Origin of the sequence: Methylorubrum sp. POS3 (genome assembly GCF_043352485.1) — a bacterium.
GTDB lineage: Bacteria > Pseudomonadota > Alphaproteobacteria > Rhizobiales > Beijerinckiaceae > Methylobacterium > Methylobacterium suomiense.
Genome location: NZ_JAPRBT010000001.1, coordinates 3,375,459 through 3,392,722, shown reverse-complemented (window position 1 = coordinate 3,392,722; position 17,264 = coordinate 3,375,459). Strand labels below are relative to the sequence as shown.

Annotated in this window: 12 protein-coding genes; 6 read left to right on the top strand and 6 right to left on the bottom strand. The window is 70.8% G+C overall.

The window, feature by feature from the left end; translation table 11 throughout:
• The first annotated feature begins 97 nt into the window (after positions 1-97).
• The 3 genes from coaBC to OWC43_RS15665 all read left to right on the top strand — a co-directional run bounded on the left by coaBC (position 98) and on the right by OWC43_RS15665 (position 3,932).
• Complete coding sequence (gene coaBC / locus OWC43_RS15675; RefSeq protein ID WP_393957338.1) at positions 98-1,381, top strand: bifunctional phosphopantothenoylcysteine decarboxylase/phosphopantothenate--cysteine ligase CoaBC; 1,284 nt, start codon at positions 98-100, stop codon at positions 1,379-1,381.
• A gap of 137 nt (positions 1,382-1,518) precedes the next feature.
• The gene (locus OWC43_RS15670) at positions 1,519-3,501 is read left to right on the top strand and encodes a putative bifunctional diguanylate cyclase/phosphodiesterase (RefSeq protein ID WP_393957337.1); all 1,983 of its coding nucleotides are present in this window, start codon (positions 1,519-1,521) and stop codon (positions 3,499-3,501) included.
• Between the two features lie 119 nt (positions 3,502-3,620).
• Positions 3,621-3,932, top strand: a complete 312-nt coding sequence (locus OWC43_RS15665) for a hypothetical protein (protein ID WP_393958571.1) — start codon at positions 3,621-3,623, stop codon at positions 3,930-3,932.
• A gap of 38 nt (positions 3,933-3,970) precedes the next feature.
• Here the strand turns inward: OWC43_RS15665 and OWC43_RS15660 are convergent, their stop codons facing one another.
• Entirely contained in the window at positions 3,971-5,413 is a 1,443-nt protein-coding gene (locus OWC43_RS15660) for a TIGR04222 domain-containing membrane protein (protein ID WP_393957336.1), read from the bottom strand.
• A gap of 128 nt (positions 5,414-5,541) precedes the next feature.
• On the opposite strand from OWC43_RS15660, the gene speB reads away from it, so the two are divergent.
• Positions 5,542-6,588 (top strand): agmatinase, encoded by a 1,047-nt coding sequence (speB, locus tag OWC43_RS15655; protein WP_393957335.1) that lies wholly within the window; start codon positions 5,542-5,544, stop codon positions 6,586-6,588.
• Between the two features lie 7 nt (positions 6,589-6,595).
• On the opposite strand, the gene OWC43_RS15650 is transcribed toward speB, so the two are convergent.
• The 4 genes from OWC43_RS15650 to OWC43_RS15635 form a co-directional block, all read right to left on the bottom strand.
• A complete protein-coding gene (locus tag OWC43_RS15650) occupies positions 6,596-7,792 on the bottom strand; it encodes a diguanylate cyclase domain-containing protein (protein WP_393957334.1) in 1,197 nt (398 codons plus the stop codon).
• 199 nt (positions 7,793-7,991) lie between these two features.
• Entirely contained in the window at positions 7,992-9,143 is a 1,152-nt protein-coding gene (locus tag OWC43_RS15645) for an HD-GYP domain-containing protein (protein WP_393957333.1), read from the bottom strand.
• A 300-nt stretch (positions 9,144-9,443) separates the two neighbouring features.
• Entirely contained in the window at positions 9,444-12,584 is a 3,141-nt protein-coding gene (locus OWC43_RS15640; protein WP_393957332.1) for an efflux RND transporter permease subunit, read from the bottom strand.
• Positions 12,585-12,595: 11 nt separating this feature from the next.
• Positions 12,596-13,798, bottom strand: a complete 1,203-nt coding sequence (locus tag OWC43_RS15635) for an efflux RND transporter periplasmic adaptor subunit (RefSeq protein WP_393957331.1) — start codon at positions 13,796-13,798, stop codon at positions 12,596-12,598.
• A gap of 225 nt (positions 13,799-14,023) precedes the next feature.
• Between OWC43_RS15635 and OWC43_RS15630 the strand changes: the two genes are divergently transcribed.
• Positions 14,024-14,206, top strand: coding sequence for a hypothetical protein (locus OWC43_RS15630; protein ID WP_393957330.1), 183 nt, complete (start codon positions 14,024-14,026; stop codon positions 14,204-14,206).
• Positions 14,207-14,350: 144 nt separating this feature from the next.
• On the opposite strand, the gene mazG is transcribed toward OWC43_RS15630, so the two are convergent.
• Positions 14,351-15,172, bottom strand: a complete 822-nt coding sequence (mazG, locus tag OWC43_RS15625) for a nucleoside triphosphate pyrophosphohydrolase (RefSeq protein ID WP_393957329.1) — start codon at positions 15,170-15,172, stop codon at positions 14,351-14,353.
• A gap of 798 nt (positions 15,173-15,970) precedes the next feature.
• Here mazG and OWC43_RS15620 point away from each other — a divergent pair.
• Complete coding sequence (locus OWC43_RS15620; RefSeq protein WP_137831837.1) at positions 15,971-17,056, top strand: replication protein RepA; 1,086 nt, start codon at positions 15,971-15,973, stop codon at positions 17,054-17,056.
• Positions 17,057-17,264: the final 208 nt, after the last annotated feature.

Genomic DNA, 17,264 nt, shown 5'->3' with positions numbered 1-17,264 from the left:
CTGAACGCTCCCCCGCGCCGGTCAGCGGGCCATGCCCTGTGCCCGTAACGCGCTCCTCCCCTTGACGCGCGGCCGCAAAAAACCTCGTTCTGCGGCCATGTCCCGCTCGCCCTCCGCTCCCGGTCCGCTGGCCGGCCGTCGCATCCTGCTGATCGTCGGCGGCGGGATCGCCGCCTACAAGGCCCTCGACCTGATCCGGCGCCTGCGCGATCGGGGCGCCGCGGTGCGCCCGCTGCTCACCGAATCGGCGCAGGAATTCATCACGCCGCTGGCGGCGGCGGCGCTCGCGGGCGAGCGGGCGCATACCGACCTGTTCGACCGGGAGAGCGAGGCCGAGATCGGTCATATCCGCCTCGCCCGCGACGCCGACGCCGTCGTGGTGGCGCCGGCCACCGCCAACATGATGGCCCGGATGGCGACCGGCCATGCGCCGGATCTCGCCGCGACGGTGCTGCTCGCCACCACCCTGCCGATCCTGATCGCGCCGGCCATGAACGTGCGGATGTGGCTGCACCCGGCGACGCAGCGCAATCTCGCGACCCTGAAGGGCGACGGCGTCGCGGTGGTCGGCCCGAACGAGGGCGCCATGGCCGAGGCGGAGTTCGGCCCCGGACGCTTGGCCGAGCCGCACGAGATCGCCGACGCGCTGGAGGCGATGCTGGTGCAACGCTCGGAGCCTCGCGACTTCGGGTTCCTGGCTGGCCGCGAAGTTCCGAAAAAACTGGCCGGGCGGCACGTGCTGGTCACCTCCGGGCCGACCCACGAGGCGATCGATCCGGTGCGCTACCTCGCCAACCGCTCCTCGGGCCGCCAGGGCCACGCGGTCGCCGCGGCCGCCGCGGCGGCGGGCGCGCGCGTCACGCTGGTCTCCGGGCCGGTGACCATCCCCGATCCGGCGGGCGTCGCGGTGGTGCGCGTCGAGAGCGCCCGCGCGATGCTGGCCGCCGTCGAGGCGGCGCTCCCGGCCGATCTCGCGGTCTTCGCCGCGGCGGTCGGCGACTGGCGTCCGGCGGAGACGCGGGATGCCAAGATCAAGAAGGACGGCCACGCGCCGGCCCCCCTCGCCCTCGTCGAGAATCCCGACATCCTCGCCACGATCTCGGCCCGCGCCGAGGGGCGCCCGCCCCTGGTGGTCGGCTTCGCCGCGGAGACCGATGCCGTCCTCGACAACGCGCGCAAGAAGATCGCGCGGAAGGGCTGCGACCTGATCGTCGCCAACGACGTTTCGGCGGAGGGCGGCGTGATGGGCGGATCCGAGAACACCGTCCATCTCGTCGCCCGCGACGGCAGCGTCGAGACGTGGCCGACCCTCGACAAGGAGGAGGTCGGCCGGCGCTTGGTGGCGCGCTTCGCCGCGTTGCTGGAGGCCCGAAGGGGCTGAAATCTGCGCTCGCGAACCCGGTCGGCTCGGCCATTCGGCAATCATCTGCGGATTCGAGCCCCGGAGGCGGGTGACGGGTCATCGATTCTTAAAGTCCGGCGGATCACATCTGCGTGATTGTTCCAGAGCGCAGCCGCATGTCCTTCTCTCATCGGATCCGCACGCTCCTGGCGGGGGACCTGTTCGCCCGTCTCTGCGACCGCATCGCCGTCCGGCAGATCATCGAGCTGCGGAGTCAGGTCGTCTCGCTCTACGCCTTGCTCTCGATCAACGCCTGTGCGCTGGCCTTCACCCATCTCGGCCTCGCGCCGGCTTGGCTCACCCTCGCCTGTCCCGCCCTGTTCGTGACGTTGTGCGCGACCCGATCGGTGCAATGGTGGCGGCTGCGGCCGGAGACCCTGTCGGCTCACGAGGCGCGGCGGCGCCTGCGCCTCACGGGAATCCTGGCCACCGTACTATCGGTCGTCTTCCTCGGCTGGGCATTCGCCATCAGCACGTATGGCGGGCCCTACGAGCAGGGGCACATGGCGATCTTCGTCGCCATCACGGTGATCGGCTGCATCTTCTGTCTGACGCACCTGCCGATCGCGGCCCTCAGCGTGGCGCTGATCGTGACGGTGGCGTTCCTGAGCTACTGCTTGGCGTCCGGCAACGCGGTGTTCATCGCCATCGCCCTCAACACGACCTTCGTGACGGTCGTGATGGTGCGTATTCTCGTCAACAACTTCCTGGCCTTCATCAAGCTCACGCGGTCGCAGCTCGAAGCGGAGCGGCTCGCCGAGGAGAATGCGCGCCTCGCCCTAACCGACAGCCTGACCGGGCTGCCCAACCGCCGTGCCTTCTTCCAGCAGGTCGAAGCCCTGACCGAGGAAACGGCACAGAGGGCGGCCGAGGACGGCCTTCCGTTCGCCCTCGCGATCTTCGATCTCGACCGGTTCAAGCCGATCAACGACACCTACGGCCACAAGGCCGGTGACCGGGTCCTTCAGGAGACCGGGCGGCGGCTCGCCGCCTGTGCCGGACCCGAGGTGGTGGTGGCGCGGCTCGGCGGCGACGAGTTCGGCGTCCTGCTCCGCCGACCGGCGGAAGGCGGCGATCCGGCGGAGGTCTGCGCCCGGATCTGCGAGGCCCTCCGGGTCCCGATCCGGCTCGGGGAAGCGCTCGTCACGACGGGCTGCTCCGCCGGCCTCGCCCTGTTTCCCAGCGCCGGTCGCACGGCGGCGGAGCTGTTCGACCGGGCCGACTATGCCCTCTACCATTCGAAGCTTCATCGACGCGGCCACACGACGGTGTTCTCGCAGGAGCACGAGAGCGCCATCCGCACCGAGCGCACCATCGAGGACGCGCTCCACAGCCCCGATCTCGCCCAGCAGCTCGAAGTGCATGTCCAACCGATCCTCGATCTGCGGACGAGCCGCGTCGTCATGGTCGAGGGATTGGCGCGCTGGACGCATCCGATCCTGGGCCGGGTGACGCCGGACCGCTTCATCGCCGCCGCCGAGCGCTGCGGCGCGATCCATCGGCTGACGGCGACCCTGCTGCGCAAGGCGCTGGCCGACGCCGCCCGCCTGCCACCGGAGATCGGCCTGTCCTTCAACCTCTCCGCGCACGACCTCGTCTCCCGCGAGACCGTCGCCGCCATCCTGGCGATCGTGGGGGAGAGCGGGCTCGATCCGCGGCGCCTCACCCTGGAATTGACCGAGACGGCGCTGATGCGGGATTTCGAGCGCGCCCGCGAAGGCATCACGCTGCTGCGCGCGCTCGGCATCCGCATCGCGCTCGACGATTTCGGGACGGGCTATTCGAGCCTGAGCTACGTCCACCGCCTGCCGCTGGACCGGGTGAAGATCGACCGCAGCTTCATGGCCGACCTGCACTCGGCCCGCGGCGAGCGCATCGTCGCCACCATCCTGGATTTCTGCCGGAACCTCGACCTGTCCTGCGTCGTCGAGGGCGTCGAGACCGAGGAGCAACGGACGATCCTGCATCGTCTCGGCGGCCGCTTCCTGCAGGGCTACCTGATCGGCAAGCCCATGCGCATGACCGCCCTACTGGACAGCCTGGCGGTCATCGAGCGTGGCGCTGGCGGAGACGCATCCGAGCAGCGGCTGATCGCCTGATCCGGGACCCTCGCCCATTCCGCGAGCGGCGAGGCAATCTGCCGCCGACGGGTTGTCGCCCTCGATCCGGCGCCCAGTTCCGGCCCCTCACGAGACCGCGAGCGATGAGGAGCGACGCCATGGCCAAGGCCGACCGACACAGCATGGGTCCGGGAACGCAGGGCAAGGGTGATGGCAGCGGCGCCATGACCGAGTTGCCCGAGGGGGTGCTCGGCGAGAACCAGGTTCTGAGCAACCGCGACAAGTCCCGGCATTCGGACGAGCGCGGCCTCGACAGCCGTCACGTCCAGACCGAGCAATATCACGACCATGTCGGCGCCCGCCGGACGGACGAGGATTCCGACGCCGGGGCGGCCAATGCCAGCGGCCCGACCGGGCCGTCGACCAACAGCTCCGGGGAAGCGAGCAGCCTGCGCAAGCAGGGCGGCTGATCGGACAGGGAAGAGCGAGGGGGAAGCGAGGGCGGCGGTCAACCGCAGGCGCCTCCCCCGCATCCGCCGCCGCAGCTGCCGCCGCCTCCCCCGCAACCGACACCGGCGAAACCGCCATCGCCACCGCCGCCCGATCTCCGGCCATAGGCCTGGAGATGCGTGCCGGTCAGCGCCGCGCCACCGCCGAGGGCGAAGGCGAACAGCACCTCTTCGGAGCGCGGTGCCTCCGCCGCCCGCCGGAAACGGGAGCGGTATCGGTTGAGTGTGCCCTCGCCCCGCTCGGTGCGATCCGGCAATTGGGCGATCAGGAGCGCGCCAAGCGCGATCGTGACGAGGATCGCCAGGACGAGAGCCCCGATCGGCCGCCGGTGAGACGCCTCCGTCAGAGCCCCGGCGATCCCGAACAGGACCACCGGACCGAGTACCAACAGGACGGTGCGCACCGTTCGTGCCCGGAGCGCGGCGGCGGGCACGAGTCCCCGCCGCTCCAGTTCGGCCCGCAGCGGCGGCAGCCTTTCCCGCACCGACCGATGCAGGGCGCCCTGCGAGACGTGGCCCTGGACGAGGCCCCGGAACGGGGCGAGAAAATCGGGCAGCGGGTCGCCGCGCGGCTCGACCCTGATCTCCGGTCCGGAGAGCAGGGTGCTCTTCGGGGTCAGGTGCGCCGCGCCGGCCTCGATCAGCCCGGCCACCACCGTCCGGACGGCCCGGCCCTCTCCGCCCGCGAGCCACGCGACCTCCAGGAGTTCGAGATCGTCGGGCGTGAGGCCGTCCTGCGTGTCGACGCGCAGGCGGTTGCCCAGGATGAGGGCCAGGATCAGGCCGCCGATCGCCAGGAACAGGTAGAGGGCGAGAAGATCCGGGCCCCGCCCATCGAGGGGATCGAGGGGCAGGGCTTGGGCCGGCTGCGCCGTGAGGGCAAAGGCGCAGGGGAGCGCGACGGCGATTACTCCGCGGAAACGGCCGCGCAGGAAGCGCGGCCGCGGCAGAACGAACACGCGGTCTCCGTCGATCGCGCGATAGCGCGGCCGGTCGCGGAACCGCCCGCGGAAGCCGGGCCAGAACAGCGGATCGGGCGGGCCGAAATGGGCTTCGTAGAGGGCGAGCGTATCGGCATAATGCGCCCGGAAGCGCCGCCCCTCGACGGGACCGCCCGCGGTCGGGTCGTGGTGGAGCGGCACCCGCAGCACCGCCTTGCACCAGATCTCCCAGTAATCGCGCGAATAGGTCAGGTGCTGGTGCCAGACCACGTCGATCTCCTCGCTCGGAGTCACCGGCGTATCGGAAAGTGCGGCCAGGAAGCAGAAGCGGCGATATTCCTCGATCGCGTCCCGGGCGAAGGGCAGGTCCCAGCCATGGTCGCGGGCGAGCCGGGCGGTGAAATCGAGGGCGTGGTCGCTCCGCTCGAAGGGATGGGCCGCGATCCGGTCCCACAGGGCCCGCTGCTCCGGGGTCCAGACGATGCGCTCGATCTCCACCATCGGTGCTCTCAGGGATTGCCGATTCGCGATCGACACTATCACGGGATGCATCCCGACTCACAGCTCCGCTTGATGCGGGGACGCGATGGGCCAGCTTGATGGGTGGCTGGGCGGGGCGGGAGGCAGACATGACGGCGAACGCAAACGGCGCGGGGCAAGGGGCAGGGCAAGGCTCAGGGCAGGAGAGAACCGGGCGCCTCGCGCGCTTCCGGCCGGCTTCCGGGATGGAGACGCCTCGCTTCTCGGGATTGTCGAGCTTCATGCGGCTGCCGGTGCTCGCGCCCGAGGCGGCACCGGGCGCGATCGAGATCGGGCTGATCGGGATCCCGTTCGACGGCACCACCACGAACCGGCCCGGCGCCCGGCTGGGGCCGCGGGCGGTGCGCGAGGCCTCGACCGGCACGCGGGCGCTCAACCACGCCACGGGGGTGGCGCCCTACGCCCTCGCGGCTTGCGCCGATCTCGGCGACGTGCCGGTCAATCCGGTCGATGTCGCCGAGACCGACCGGCGCATCGAGGCGTTTTTCCGGCCCCTCGCCGAGGCCGGCATCGTGCCGCTCTCGGTCGGCGGCGACCATTTCGTCAGCTTCCCGGTGCTCCGGGCGCTGGGCGCGCGCCGCCCGCTCGGGCTGATCCATATCGACGCCCACAGCGACACCGACGACAGCCAGTATGGCGGATCCCGGCTCACCCACGGCACGCCGTTCCGGCGGGCGGTGGAGGCGGGTGCCCTCGATCCGCGACGCTGCGTGCAGATCGGCATCCGCGGCAGCATGGACGCCGCCGACGAGCGCGACTGGGCGAAGATGCAGGGCATCCGCATCATCGAGATGGAGGAGGTCTGCGCCCGCGGCCTGCCGGAGGTGGCGGCGGAGATCCGCGCCGTGGTCGGCGGGGCGCCGACCTATCTGAGCTTCGACATCGACGCCCTCGATCCGGCCTTCGCGCCCGGCACCGGTACGCCGGAGATCGGCGGCTTCACCACGCGGGAGGCCCTGCACCTGCTGCGGGGCCTGCGCGGGGTCGACCTCGTCGGTGCCGATCTCGTCGAGGTCGCCCCCTCCCTCGATCCGACCGGCATCACCGCCCTGGCCGGGGCGGGCCTCCTGTTCGAGATCCTGTGCCTGCTGGCCGAGCGGGTCGGTGCGCGCGCCGCCGCGGGCGAGGTCGCCTGATCCGTTCTCAGGCGCGCAGCCGCTCCGCCTCGATCACGGCTTCCGGAAGGGTCTCGGAGGCCTGGCGCGAGGCGACGCTGCAGCGGCCCTTGCCCAGCGACTTGGCCCGGTAGAGCGCAGAATCGGCCGCGCGCATCAGGGCGGCGAGACCGGTCCCGTGATCGGGCGCCAGGGCGATACCGACGCTGAGGCCGACCGCGAGGGACTGGCCCTCCGGCCCGATCGGGTGAGGCGTGGAGATGCGGGCGATCAGCCGCCCGCCGAGATCGATCAGGCCCCCCCGCCCCTGCCCGGAGCAGAGCACCACGAATTCGTCCCCACCGATTCGCGCCGGGATCGCGCCGGGGCCGGCCTCGTCGGCGATGCGCTCGGCCACGCTCTGGAGCAGGCGGTCGCCGACGGCGTGGCCATAGGTGTCGTTGATCGCCTTGAAGCCGTCGAGATCGAGATAGAGCAGGCCGGAGGCCGCGCTGCGCTCGAACGCCGCCGTCAGCCCGGCCCGGTTGGTCAGGCCGGTCAGCCCGTCGTGGAGGGCGAGATCGGCATTCTCCCGCTCGGCCCGCATGGTGGCGACGAGGAGCGCGTTCAGCCGGTAGGCCGCCCGGGTCATGGCCAGGAGATAGCAGGGGATCTGCACGAAGGTGACGGCCAGCAGCGGCTCGCCCGCCACCGCCGCCCCGAGGCAGCAGGGCCCGAGCGTCAGCGCGATCATCACGGCGGTCAGCCGCGGGGCGGAGAAGTTGCGGAAGCAGGTGCCGCCCACCATCCCCGCCGAGGACAGGCAGGCGAGCGTCGCCGCCACCCAATCCCCCGAGACGAGGGTGACGAAGGTGCCGTAGCCGAGGCTGCCCGCCCAGGCGACGGCGAGGAGCAGGTTGAGATCGGTCGGCGTCGGGCGCCTCGCCCGCGCGGCGCGGTCGGCGACGATCAGCACCACGAGCCGGCTCAGGCAGATCGCCACCTCCAGCACCAGCCAAGCCAGGATCTGCGGCTGCGGCAGGCGGGCGGCGATCACTGCGGCGACCAGGATCGTGTTGGCGACGCCGCCCGCGAAGATCGGCAGCGTTCCGTAGAGATTGGCGATCAGGGCGATCCGGATCGGCTCGGGCACGTCGCGGCCCGGCTCGGCGAGCCAGCGCGCGAGCCGCGTTCGCGGCGGTGAATAGAGTCTCGCGGTGTCGCGCATGCGGGCCCGGACGGTCACGGCTCGGGCTTCCCGGCTTCGAACCGGTCCCTGCGGCAAGTCTAGGTCCGGTTTCGTTACGAAACGGTATTTACAGACAATCCCGCACCGAATTGGCTTCAACTGCGAAAAAACGGCGAATATTTTTGAAAAATTCCAAGCAATGCATGCGCCGAAGGGCGCCCCGGCCCAACCGACGCGCCGCGCGGATGTGCGGATATCAGCACGGATCGATCTGCCGCGCCGGTTGACCGGATTCGACTCCGGCAGCGCGCGCGACGACGGGACGGTAGGCCCGCAGCAGGTCGGGATCGAGCTGGCCGGCCTGCGCCTCCATCACCGCGAAGGCCTCGGCATGGGTCATCGGTGCGCGGTAGACCCGCCGCTCGGTCAGGGCCGAGTGCACGTCGCAGATCGCCACGAGCCGCACGAGATCGCCGATCCGCGCCGCGGTCAGACCCTCGGGATAGCCCGAGCCGTCGAGGCGCTCGTGATGATAGCGCACCACGTCGAGGATCTCGGGACCGAACGCGGCCTCCCGGGCGAGCAGGTCGGCGCCGAGGGCCGCGTGGGCGCGCATGATCCGCATCTCGTCCGGGGTCAGGGCACCGGGCTTGTTGAGGATGGCCAGCGGGATCAGGGCCTTGCCGACATCGTGCAGGAGGGCGGCCCGGGCGAGGCGGCGCCGATCGGCGTAGGAGAAGCCGAGTTGGCCCGCGAAGGCGGCGGCGAAGCCCGCCACGCTCAGGGAATGCTGGTAGACTTGGATGTCATGCCGCCAGACGAGGTCGAGCCAAGCGCGGATGCCGATCTCGGACACGGTATCGAGCACGATCGTGGTGCCCGCCTCCACTTCCTCCACGCTCGGGGGCCGGCCCGCGGCGGCGTTGTCGAACAGGCGCGTGACGAGGCGGGTGGCGGCGCCGACCCGGGCCTGCGGCGCGGTCGCTCCCGGACTTCGCTCCGACGGTCCGACCTCGCGAGAGGGGGGCGCCCCCTGCGTCGCCTCGACCAAGCGCCGCAGGGTCGGGACGATCCCGGCCGAGCCGTGCGGATCGATCACCACGGGGGCGCCGAACAGCCGTGACGCCGCCGCGTCCTGGGCAGTGTTGCCGCGGGCGAGATAGAGGCAGGGAATGGCCCGCGCGCGGATCAGCCCCGCCAGCCGCTCGATCCAGATGCCACCATCGGCTTCCGCCCGGTCGGCGGCGATGTCGATGACGAAGGCGACCGGCTGCCCGGCGGGCAGGGGGGCGTTGGGCTCGATCACCCGGCAGGGCAGGACCAAGTCGATGCCGTGCGCCAGCCGTTCCGCCCGCTCCCGACGATCGGAAACGAGACAGACGAAACGGTTCTGGGAGCGGTCCTTCATGGGGCATCCGTCGGCCGTAAGCCTCCCGACTCGGACGCGGCCTCGCCCCGATTACAACAAATGCGTTGCGAAAAGCTTGGCGATTTTCGCGGCCGCGCTCCAAGACATCTTTTCGAATCGTTCGAAAATATCAGAAGTTCACTGCGCCGATACAACCTTGGCGTTTAATATCTCTACGATCGCAGGCGAGCCCAGATCCGGAACGCGGGAATGCTTCCGGAACGATGCCGCGACGGATCGCGCGAGCCCGCCGGTCGTGCCGGCGGCACCCTGTCGTTGTGCGCGGCCGGTCCCCCTCGCCTACTCGGCGGCGGCCGGCCGTTCATAGGATCCCGGCGCGTTGGCCGGCGCGCCCGGGCGATAGGGCGCCTCCTCCGGTCCCGGCTCGTCGGTGGCGCCGACGAAGCGGCCGAACAGGCGTACGAACAGGCGCGAGAGGTCGTCGACGAGGAGGTAGATCGCCGGCACGAAGACCAGCGAGAGCAGGGTCGAGACGATCAGTCCACCGATCACCGCCACCGCCATCGGCGCGCGGAACTCGCCGCCGATGCCGAAGGCCATGGCCGAGGGCACCATGCCGGCCGCCATGGCGATGGTGGTCATCACGATGGGCCGCGCCCGCTTGCGGCCGGCCTCCACGATCGCCGTGACGCGATCGACGCCGCGCGCCGTCTCCTCCACGGCGAAATCGACCAGCATGATCGCGTTCTTGGTCACCACGCCCATCAGCATCAGGATGCCGATGACCACCGGCATCGAGATCGGCATCTTGAAGATCAGGAGGCCGAGGATGGCGCCGCCGATGGAGAGCGGCAGCGAGAACAGGATGGTGAGCGGCTGGAGAAAATTGCCGAACAGCAGGATGAGGACGCCGAACACCATCATCAGCCCGGCGCCCATGGCGAGGGCGAAGCCCTCGAACACCTCGCCCATCACCTCGGCATCACCCGCCTGCTTGATGGTGACGCCCTCGGGCAGTTGGGTCGCGGCGGGCAGCGCCAGCACCTGATCGACGATGGTGCCGAGCGCGTCCGAGCCCTGGAGATCGCCCTCGACGGCGACCCGAATCGTGCGGTCGTAGCGCTCGATGCCGGAGGGGCCACGCCCGAGCCTGAGATCGGCCACCGCCGCGAGCGGAACCGCGGCGCCCGCCTTCACCGGCACCTTGAGGGCCTCGATCTCGGGCAATTGTCCGCGCAAAGTCTCCGGCAGCATCACCCGGATCGGGATCTGGCGGTCCTTGGCGTTGAACTTGGCGAGGTTGGCGGCGATGTCGCCGATCGTGCCGACCCGCACGGTCTCGGCGATGAGGTCGGTCGAGACGCCGAGATCGGCCGCCACCGCGGGCTTCGGGGTGATGCGGATCTCGGTGCGGTCGAGGGGGGCCGTCGACATCACGTTGACGAGGTGGGGAACGCCCGCGGCCTCGCGCTGGAGCCGGGCGGCGACCTCGGTCACCACCTCCTTGTCGGGCCCCGCGACGATCAGGGCGAACTCGCGGTCGCCCCCGTCCTGCTGCGACCAGAAGCGGATGTCCGGCACCTGGCGGAGGATGTCGGAGATCTTCCGGTCGATCTGCTTCTGGGTCAGCCGGCGGGTGTTCTTCGGCGTGAGGTTCACGATGAGGCTCGCGAGGCGCACCTCCCTCCGAGTCGGCAATTGCCGCCCGCCATCGACGAAGACGGATCGGACCTCGGGCATCGCCCGGATCGCCGCGACGATGCCGTCGCTGACGCGCTCGGTGTCGTCGAGCCGGGCGCCGGGGGGCAGCTCCACCACGAACATGCTGCGGGCCATGTCCTCCGCCGGCAGGAAGCCCGCGGGCAGGAGCCGCGTCGAGGCGATCGATCCGGCAAAGCAGGCGAGGCCGAGGATCAGCGTCACGTATTTGTGGCGCACCGACCAGGCCACGACCCGGCCGTAGAGCCGCATCACCGGCCCCTCGCGCTCATCGTCGGGACCGTGGTCGCGCAGGAAATAGGCGGCGAGCAGCGGCGTGATCAGCCGCGCCACCAAGAGCGAGGCGAACACCGCCGCCGCGATGGTGAGGCCGAACTGCTTGAAGAACTGCCCGGCGATGCCCGGCATGAAGGAGACGGGGGTGAAGATCGCGATGATGGTCGCCGTGATGGCGATCACCGCGAGCCCGATCTCGTCGGCGGCTTCCAGCGCCGCCCGGTAGGGCGATTTGCCCATCCGCATGTGGCGGACGATGTTCTCGATCTCGACGATGGCGTCGTCCACGAGGATGCCGGTCACCAGGGTGATGGCGAGCAGGCTGACCGCGTTGAGCGAGAAGCCGAGGACGCTCATCGCCCAGAAGGTCGGCAGCATCGAGAGCGGCAGGGCGATGGCCGCGATCAGGGTGGCGCGCCAGTCCCGCAGGAACAGGAACACCACGATCACGGCGAGGACCGCCCCTTCGAGCAGGCTCGTCATCGCCGCGTGGTAATTGCCGATGGTGTTGACGACGCTGGTGTCGATCAGGTCGAAGCGCACGCCCGGATGGGCGGCGTGCAGCTCCTCGATGCGCTGGGCGACCCCGACCGCGACCTCGGCATCGCTCGCCCCCCGGCCGCGGGAGATCGCGAAGCCGACCACCGGCTCGCCGTTGAAGCGGGCGAAGGTGCGCGGCTCCTCCGCCGAATCCATGAGCGTCGCGAGTTCGTCGAGCCGCACCTTGCGCCCGCCCGGCACGACGATGGAGGTCGCCCCGAGCGTCTCCAGGCTCGCCGACCCGCCCAATGTCCGGATCGATTGCTCGGAGCCCGCGAGCTCCCCGCGCCCGCCCGCCATGTCGGCGGAGGTCAGGCGCAATTGCCGGTTCACGTCCGCCGCCGTGATGCCGAGCGCGAGCAGCCGGTCGGGCTTCAGCGTCACCCGGATCTCGCGGGCGACGCCGCCGAGCCGCTCGACGCTGGCGACGCCCTTCACCCCCTGGAGCGTGCGGGCGACCTTGTCCTCGACGAACCACGACAGGTCTTCCGGGGTCATGGCGGGCGCCGACGCCCCGTAGATCATGATCGGCAGGCCGGCGACCTCGATGCGGGTGATGACCGGCTCGTCGATGGTCCGCGGCAGGTTGATCCGGATCTTCGAGATCGCGTCCTTCACGTCGTTGACGGCGCGGTCGTGGTTGGTCTCCAGGCGGAACTCGATGGTGGTGACCGAGGAACCCTCCGAGATCGTCGAGAGGATGTGCTTGACGCCCCTCACCCCCGACACCGAATCCTCGACCCACTTGGTCACCTGGGTCTGAAGCTCCGACGGCGCGGCACCCGATTGCGTGATCACGACCGTGACGATCGGGATGTCGATATTGGGAAACCGGGTGATCGGCAGGCTGCGGAAGCTGACGAGGCCGAGCACGATCAGCACGAGGAACAGGACGAGCGACGGGATCGGCTTGCGGATCGCCCAGGCGGAGACGTTGAGGCGCATCGGCTCCCCCCTCAGCGCGGCGCGGCGGCGGACCGCGCCGTCGGCAGGATCGGCCGCACCCCGTCGCCGTCGCGCAGGAACGAGCCGGCCCGCGCCACCACCGCGTCCCCAGAGGCGATGCCGGATCGGATCTCGGTGAAGCCTTCCGCCGAGAGCCCGGTCTCGACCCGCCGGGCCGCGACGCGCCCCTCCGTCACGACGAGCACGGTGGCCGTACCGTCGGCGGCGTAGAGCACGGCGGCGAGCGGCACCGTGACGCCGGAGCGCCGGGCCACCTCGACCCGGCCGCGGGCGAAGGCGCCGATATGCAGAGCCGCGTCCGGCTCCAGGCGGATGCGGACCTTGCCGAGCCGCGTCGCGCGGTCGACCTCCGGATAGACCCGGCGCACCGCACCGGGGATGGCGCGCCCCTCCTCCAGTTCCAGGCGCGCCGGAGCGCCGGGATGGAGCCGGGGCAGGGCCGTCTCGGGCACCTCCCCTTCGAGCTCGATCTCGCCGCGGGCGATCAGGCGGAACAGCGGCTCGCCGACGGCGCTCGCGGTGGCGCCGATGCGGGCCGTGCGGCGGCTGACGATGCCGGATTCGGGCGCGCGGATCTCGGTGCGGGCACGCCGGAGCGCGATCTCGCGCCCCTGCGCCTGCGCGGCGGCGAGATCGGCCTGAGCCAGCGCGAGCCCCGCCTGCGCGGCGGCGAGCCGCCCATTGGCCCCGTCGGAGGCCGAGACGCGCTGTTCCAGGGTGACCGCGGTGGCGTTGCCGGTCTGGACCAGCGCCCGCGCCCGCTCCAGCGCCTGGCGCGCCTCGGTCTGCACCGCCTCGGCCTGGACGATCTGGCTCCGGGCCTGGAGGATCGCGGCCTCGGCCTTGGCGCTCGCCGCTTCATTGGCGGCCTCCTGCGTCTCGATCATCTCCCGCGAGAGGCGCGCCAGCACCGCGCCCTTCGCGACCCGGTCGCCCTCCTCCACGGCGAGTTCGACGATGCGCAGGCCCTCGACCTCGGGGGCGACCAGGATCTCGTCCCGGGGCACCAGGGTGCCGGTGACGATCGCCCGCTCGACGAGCTCGCGCCGCTCGGCCGGCACCACGCTCACGGCGGGAAGAAGTGCGGCCGGATCCGGGACGGCGGCGGCGGGCGCCTCCTCAGCGGCGCGGGCGCCGCCGGGAGCGAGGCTCAGCAGAGCCGCGACCGGCAGGACGAGGAGGCGGGCAGGCATGAAACGTCACTTCAATAAGGGGTCGGCAATACGCGCCCACCTTGTCCCGATCGCGGGCGATTTCGTGGCGCGGTGGAAGGTCGCACCCGTTCGACCCCTGCATGTACTGCAACCGTGCCCGGCCCTGCGGGTTGTCCCGTGACAGGATTCGCCGTGCCGCCCGGAGCGATGGCTCGCGGGAAGGACCGGGCGAACCGCCGCCCCGTTCTCGATGAGGTTCCCGGCATGAGCATCTTCCAGATTCGCCAGAAGATCAGCGGCACCGTCCTCTGGACCGGCAGCGCCGACGACGAGCGCGCCGCCCTCGATGCCATGGCCCGCGAGGCCGGCTACGCCGATTACGCCGCCCTGCCCGACGGCCTGCGCAGCGTCGGCTTCGAGACGTCGAAGCTCGACCTGATCTCCTGAGGTTCGGGGATCCGAAGGCCTCAGGCCCCGGTGGGGCCGAAAGACGGCTTCGCCGACCAGGGCTCTGCCCTGACCCGCGAAAGGACTCGTCCTTTCGAAACAGCAATCATGAGGCTCACCGGAGCATTCTTGCCTCGGTGGCCCTCATGATTCCGTGCGCTTGACCGCCTGCCAGGCGGCCTCCATGGCGGCGAGGTCGCTGCCCTCGAGGCCCGCATCGAGGCGGGCCGCCATGGCGGTGAAGCGCCGCTCGAACTTGAGCGTGCCCCGCCGCAGGGCCTCCTCCGGATCGACCCCCGCGTGCCGGGCGAGGTTGGCGACCGAAAACAGCAGGTCGCCGATCTCCTCGAACACCGCCTCCGGGTCGCCGGCCGCCAGGCTCTCCTCGACCTCGTCCACCTCCTCGCGCACCTTGCCGAGCACTTGGCCCGCATCCGGCCAGTCGAAGCCGGTGGCCGCCGCCCGGCGCGAGATCGCGTCGGCCCGGGCCAGAGCCGGCAGCGCGAGGGGCACGCCAGCGAGGGGGCCGGGCTCCGGTGCGCCGCGCCCCGCTGCCGCCTCCGCGGCCCGCTCCTGCGCCTTGATCACGCCCCAGGCCGCCTTGATCGCCGCCGGATCGTCCGGCCGCTGTCCCGGCGGCAGGAACGCGCCGGTGGCGTCGAAGACGTGCGGATGGCGGCGGATCAGCTTGGCGCAGATCGCCTCGGCGACGTCGTCGAAATCGAAGGCGCCGGCTTCCTGGGCGATCCGGGACTGGAACACGACCTGGAGCAGAAGGTCGCCGAGCTCGTCGCGCAGGTCGTCCGCATCCTTCCGATCGACCGCGTCGGCCACCTCGTAGGCCTCCTCGATCGTGTAGGGGACGATGCTCTCGGGCGTTTGCGCCAAGTCCCAGGCGCAGCCCCGGTCGGGATCGCGCAAGCGCGCCATCAGCGTCCGCAGCCGGTCGATCGCCGCCTCGTTCATCTCCGTCCTCCCCGCCATCCGCCGCGCCGCCGGCCGTACCCGCCCCCGGCTCATAGCCGTTCCGGCGCTCGGACGGCAGCTTTCGACCGCGCCGGCGGCGATGCGCCCGGCGGGGACAACCCGGGCCGTTTCCCGATCCGACCTGTGCAAAATTCCTTTTATTCCTTTTGAAAATGAGGATTCGAAGTCCGTTCTTTTTGACGAACGCTGCCTCAGCCCCCTTAGGAAAGGTATCAGTAAGGGATTCTTCGAGAGTCAGTTCGGCAAGTTATAAGGGACGCGAAAAACCTCTTTCGTGGCCATGGCTTAAGACCCATTCGCGCATCCAACTCTGCGCATCCGCGCATCGAACTCTGCGCGGTCCCGCATCGGATTCTGCGCGGATCCGGCGGGCCGATGCATCGGATTCTGCGCGGGGCCGCACGGGATTCGGCGTGGATCGCGGCGCCCGCCGGTGGATCGTGGGGACAAGGCCCCGGTCCGGGGCGTATCGAACTCTGCGCAGGGTGAGTCCGGCCCGTATCGGACTCTGCGTGGGGGCGGGGCGGTCGCGTTGCGGCGTCTCCGGGCGCTTTCCGGGCCTCTGCCCCGACAGGCCTGTGCAGACCGGGCCGGGGATGCGTGAATTGCCGGGAAAACTCGCGGACCCCCTGGGACTCCGCGGAGCCGAATCGCGACAGATCGGTTGGCGGCAGGAGCTCGATTCGAGACTCGAAGCCGTGGCGGATGCCCGAGGACCCCGTGAGCGTGTATTTCCCTCCCTGCCCCGTTCCGGCGGCCGAGCGTTAGGCGCCGGTCATGTCCGGGCTCGAGGCCAAGATCGATCGGATCCGTGACGCGGATCTGCGCGCCGAGCTGGAGGCGGCCCGGGGCGGCTTCCTGTTCGCGCCGATCGTCGAGCACCTGCTCTACCGCCAGCGGGAGCGCGACGCGGAGCGGGAAGCGGCCGGGGCCCAGGCCGAGCGGCGCGAGGCCATGGGCCGCGACCGGCGCCGCCGCGAGGCCGTGCGCGAGGTCATCGAGAACGAGCCGACGGCGCCGGAGAACCTGCAGCACCTGCACTCGGTCCTGGCGCTCTGCGGCCTGCCCTATCGCGATCCCGGCGCGACCCGGGAATTCGTGCGGGAATACGGCCGCAATTCCCTGAGCCTCACCGCCGGGCGTCTCAAGAACCCGATCACCGGCGAGATGGAGCCGCAGGGCCTGCCCTACGGCCCCAAGGCGCGCCTCGTGCTGCTGCATCTCTGCACCGAGGCGGTGCGCCAGCGCAGCCCGACCGTCGAGGTCGCCGACAGCCTGTCCGGCTTCATGAAGGCCATGGGCTTCGCCGTCACCGGCGGCGAGCGCGGCACGATCGGCGCTTTCAAGGAACAGCTCAACCGCCTCGCCGCCTGCTCGATGCAGATCGGCCTGTGGGACGGGGAGGGCCAGGCCTCGACCCTCAACGTGCCCCCTTTCCGCGCCCTGGAGCTGTGGCGGCGCGGCGAGGACGGCCTGGTCTGGCAGAAGACCGTCTCGTTCCATCAGGATTTCTACGACAGCCTGATCCGCCACGCCCTGCCCGTCGATATCCGCGCGGCCCGCGCCTTCTCCGGCTCGGCGCGCAAGCTCGATCTGCTGTTCTGGACCGGCTACCGCCTGCGCGCCCTGCAGCGCCCCCTGCGGCTCACCTGGGAGAACCTGCACCGCCAGTTCGGCGCCGAGAACGCCAGCCTGCGCAGCTTCCGCCAAGCCTTCAAGGCGGATCTCGCCGGCCTGCTGGAGGTGTTTCCGAAGCTGCGCATCGATCTCGACGAGGGCGGCCTGCTGCTCTACCCGGCCGAGCCCGGCAGCCTGCTGGTTCCGCCGAAGGCCGCCCGGCCGGCCAAGACCGCGCGCGCCTGAACCGGCCTCTTCCTCATCTCGGAATCGGGCATGTGCGGGGGAATACGCCGCCCGTGCGTCTTCCCTAGTCGCGGACCGGGCGGTCAGCGTGACGGTCCGGTGGCACGGGTCGGCTCATATTCCCTATCGATTTATTCCCTATAATTCCGATAGTTCCTACTGTGATGCGTTCCAACCGAGTGGGAATGCAGCGCTTGGAACGAGGCAG

Bases quoted from the DNA above. Each gene is read 5' to 3' on its own strand.
- OWC43_RS15645 (WP_393957333.1), bottom strand. From the start codon at position 9,143: ATGAAGGACCGCTCCCAGAACCGTTTCGTCTGTCTCGTTTCCGATCGT.
- coaBC (WP_393957338.1), top strand. From the start codon at position 98: ATGTCCCGCTCGCCCTCCGCTCCCGGTCCGCTGGCCGGCCGTCGCATC.
- OWC43_RS15660 (WP_393957336.1), bottom strand. From the start codon at position 5,413: ATGGTGGAGATCGAGCGCATCGTCTGGACCCCGGAGCAGCGGGCCCTG.
- OWC43_RS15640 (WP_393957332.1), bottom strand. From the start codon at position 12,584: ATGCGCCTCAACGTCTCCGCCTGGGCGATCCGCAAGCCGATCCCGTCG.
- OWC43_RS15620 (WP_137831837.1), top strand. From the start codon at position 15,971: ATGTCCGGGCTCGAGGCCAAGATCGATCGGATCCGTGACGCGGATCTG.
- OWC43_RS15630 (WP_393957330.1), top strand. From the start codon at position 14,024: ATGAGCATCTTCCAGATTCGCCAGAAGATCAGCGGCACCGTCCTCTGG.
- OWC43_RS15635 (WP_393957331.1), bottom strand. From the start codon at position 13,798: ATGCCTGCCCGCCTCCTCGTCCTGCCGGTCGCGGCTCTGCTGAGCCTC.
- speB (WP_393957335.1), top strand. From the start codon at position 5,542: ATGACGGCGAACGCAAACGGCGCGGGGCAAGGGGCAGGGCAAGGCTCA.
- mazG (WP_393957329.1), bottom strand. From the start codon at position 15,172: ATGAACGAGGCGGCGATCGACCGGCTGCGGACGCTGATGGCGCGCTTG.
- OWC43_RS15670 (WP_393957337.1), top strand. From the start codon at position 1,519: ATGTCCTTCTCTCATCGGATCCGCACGCTCCTGGCGGGGGACCTGTTC.
- OWC43_RS15665 (WP_393958571.1), top strand. From the start codon at position 3,621: ATGGCCAAGGCCGACCGACACAGCATGGGTCCGGGAACGCAGGGCAAG.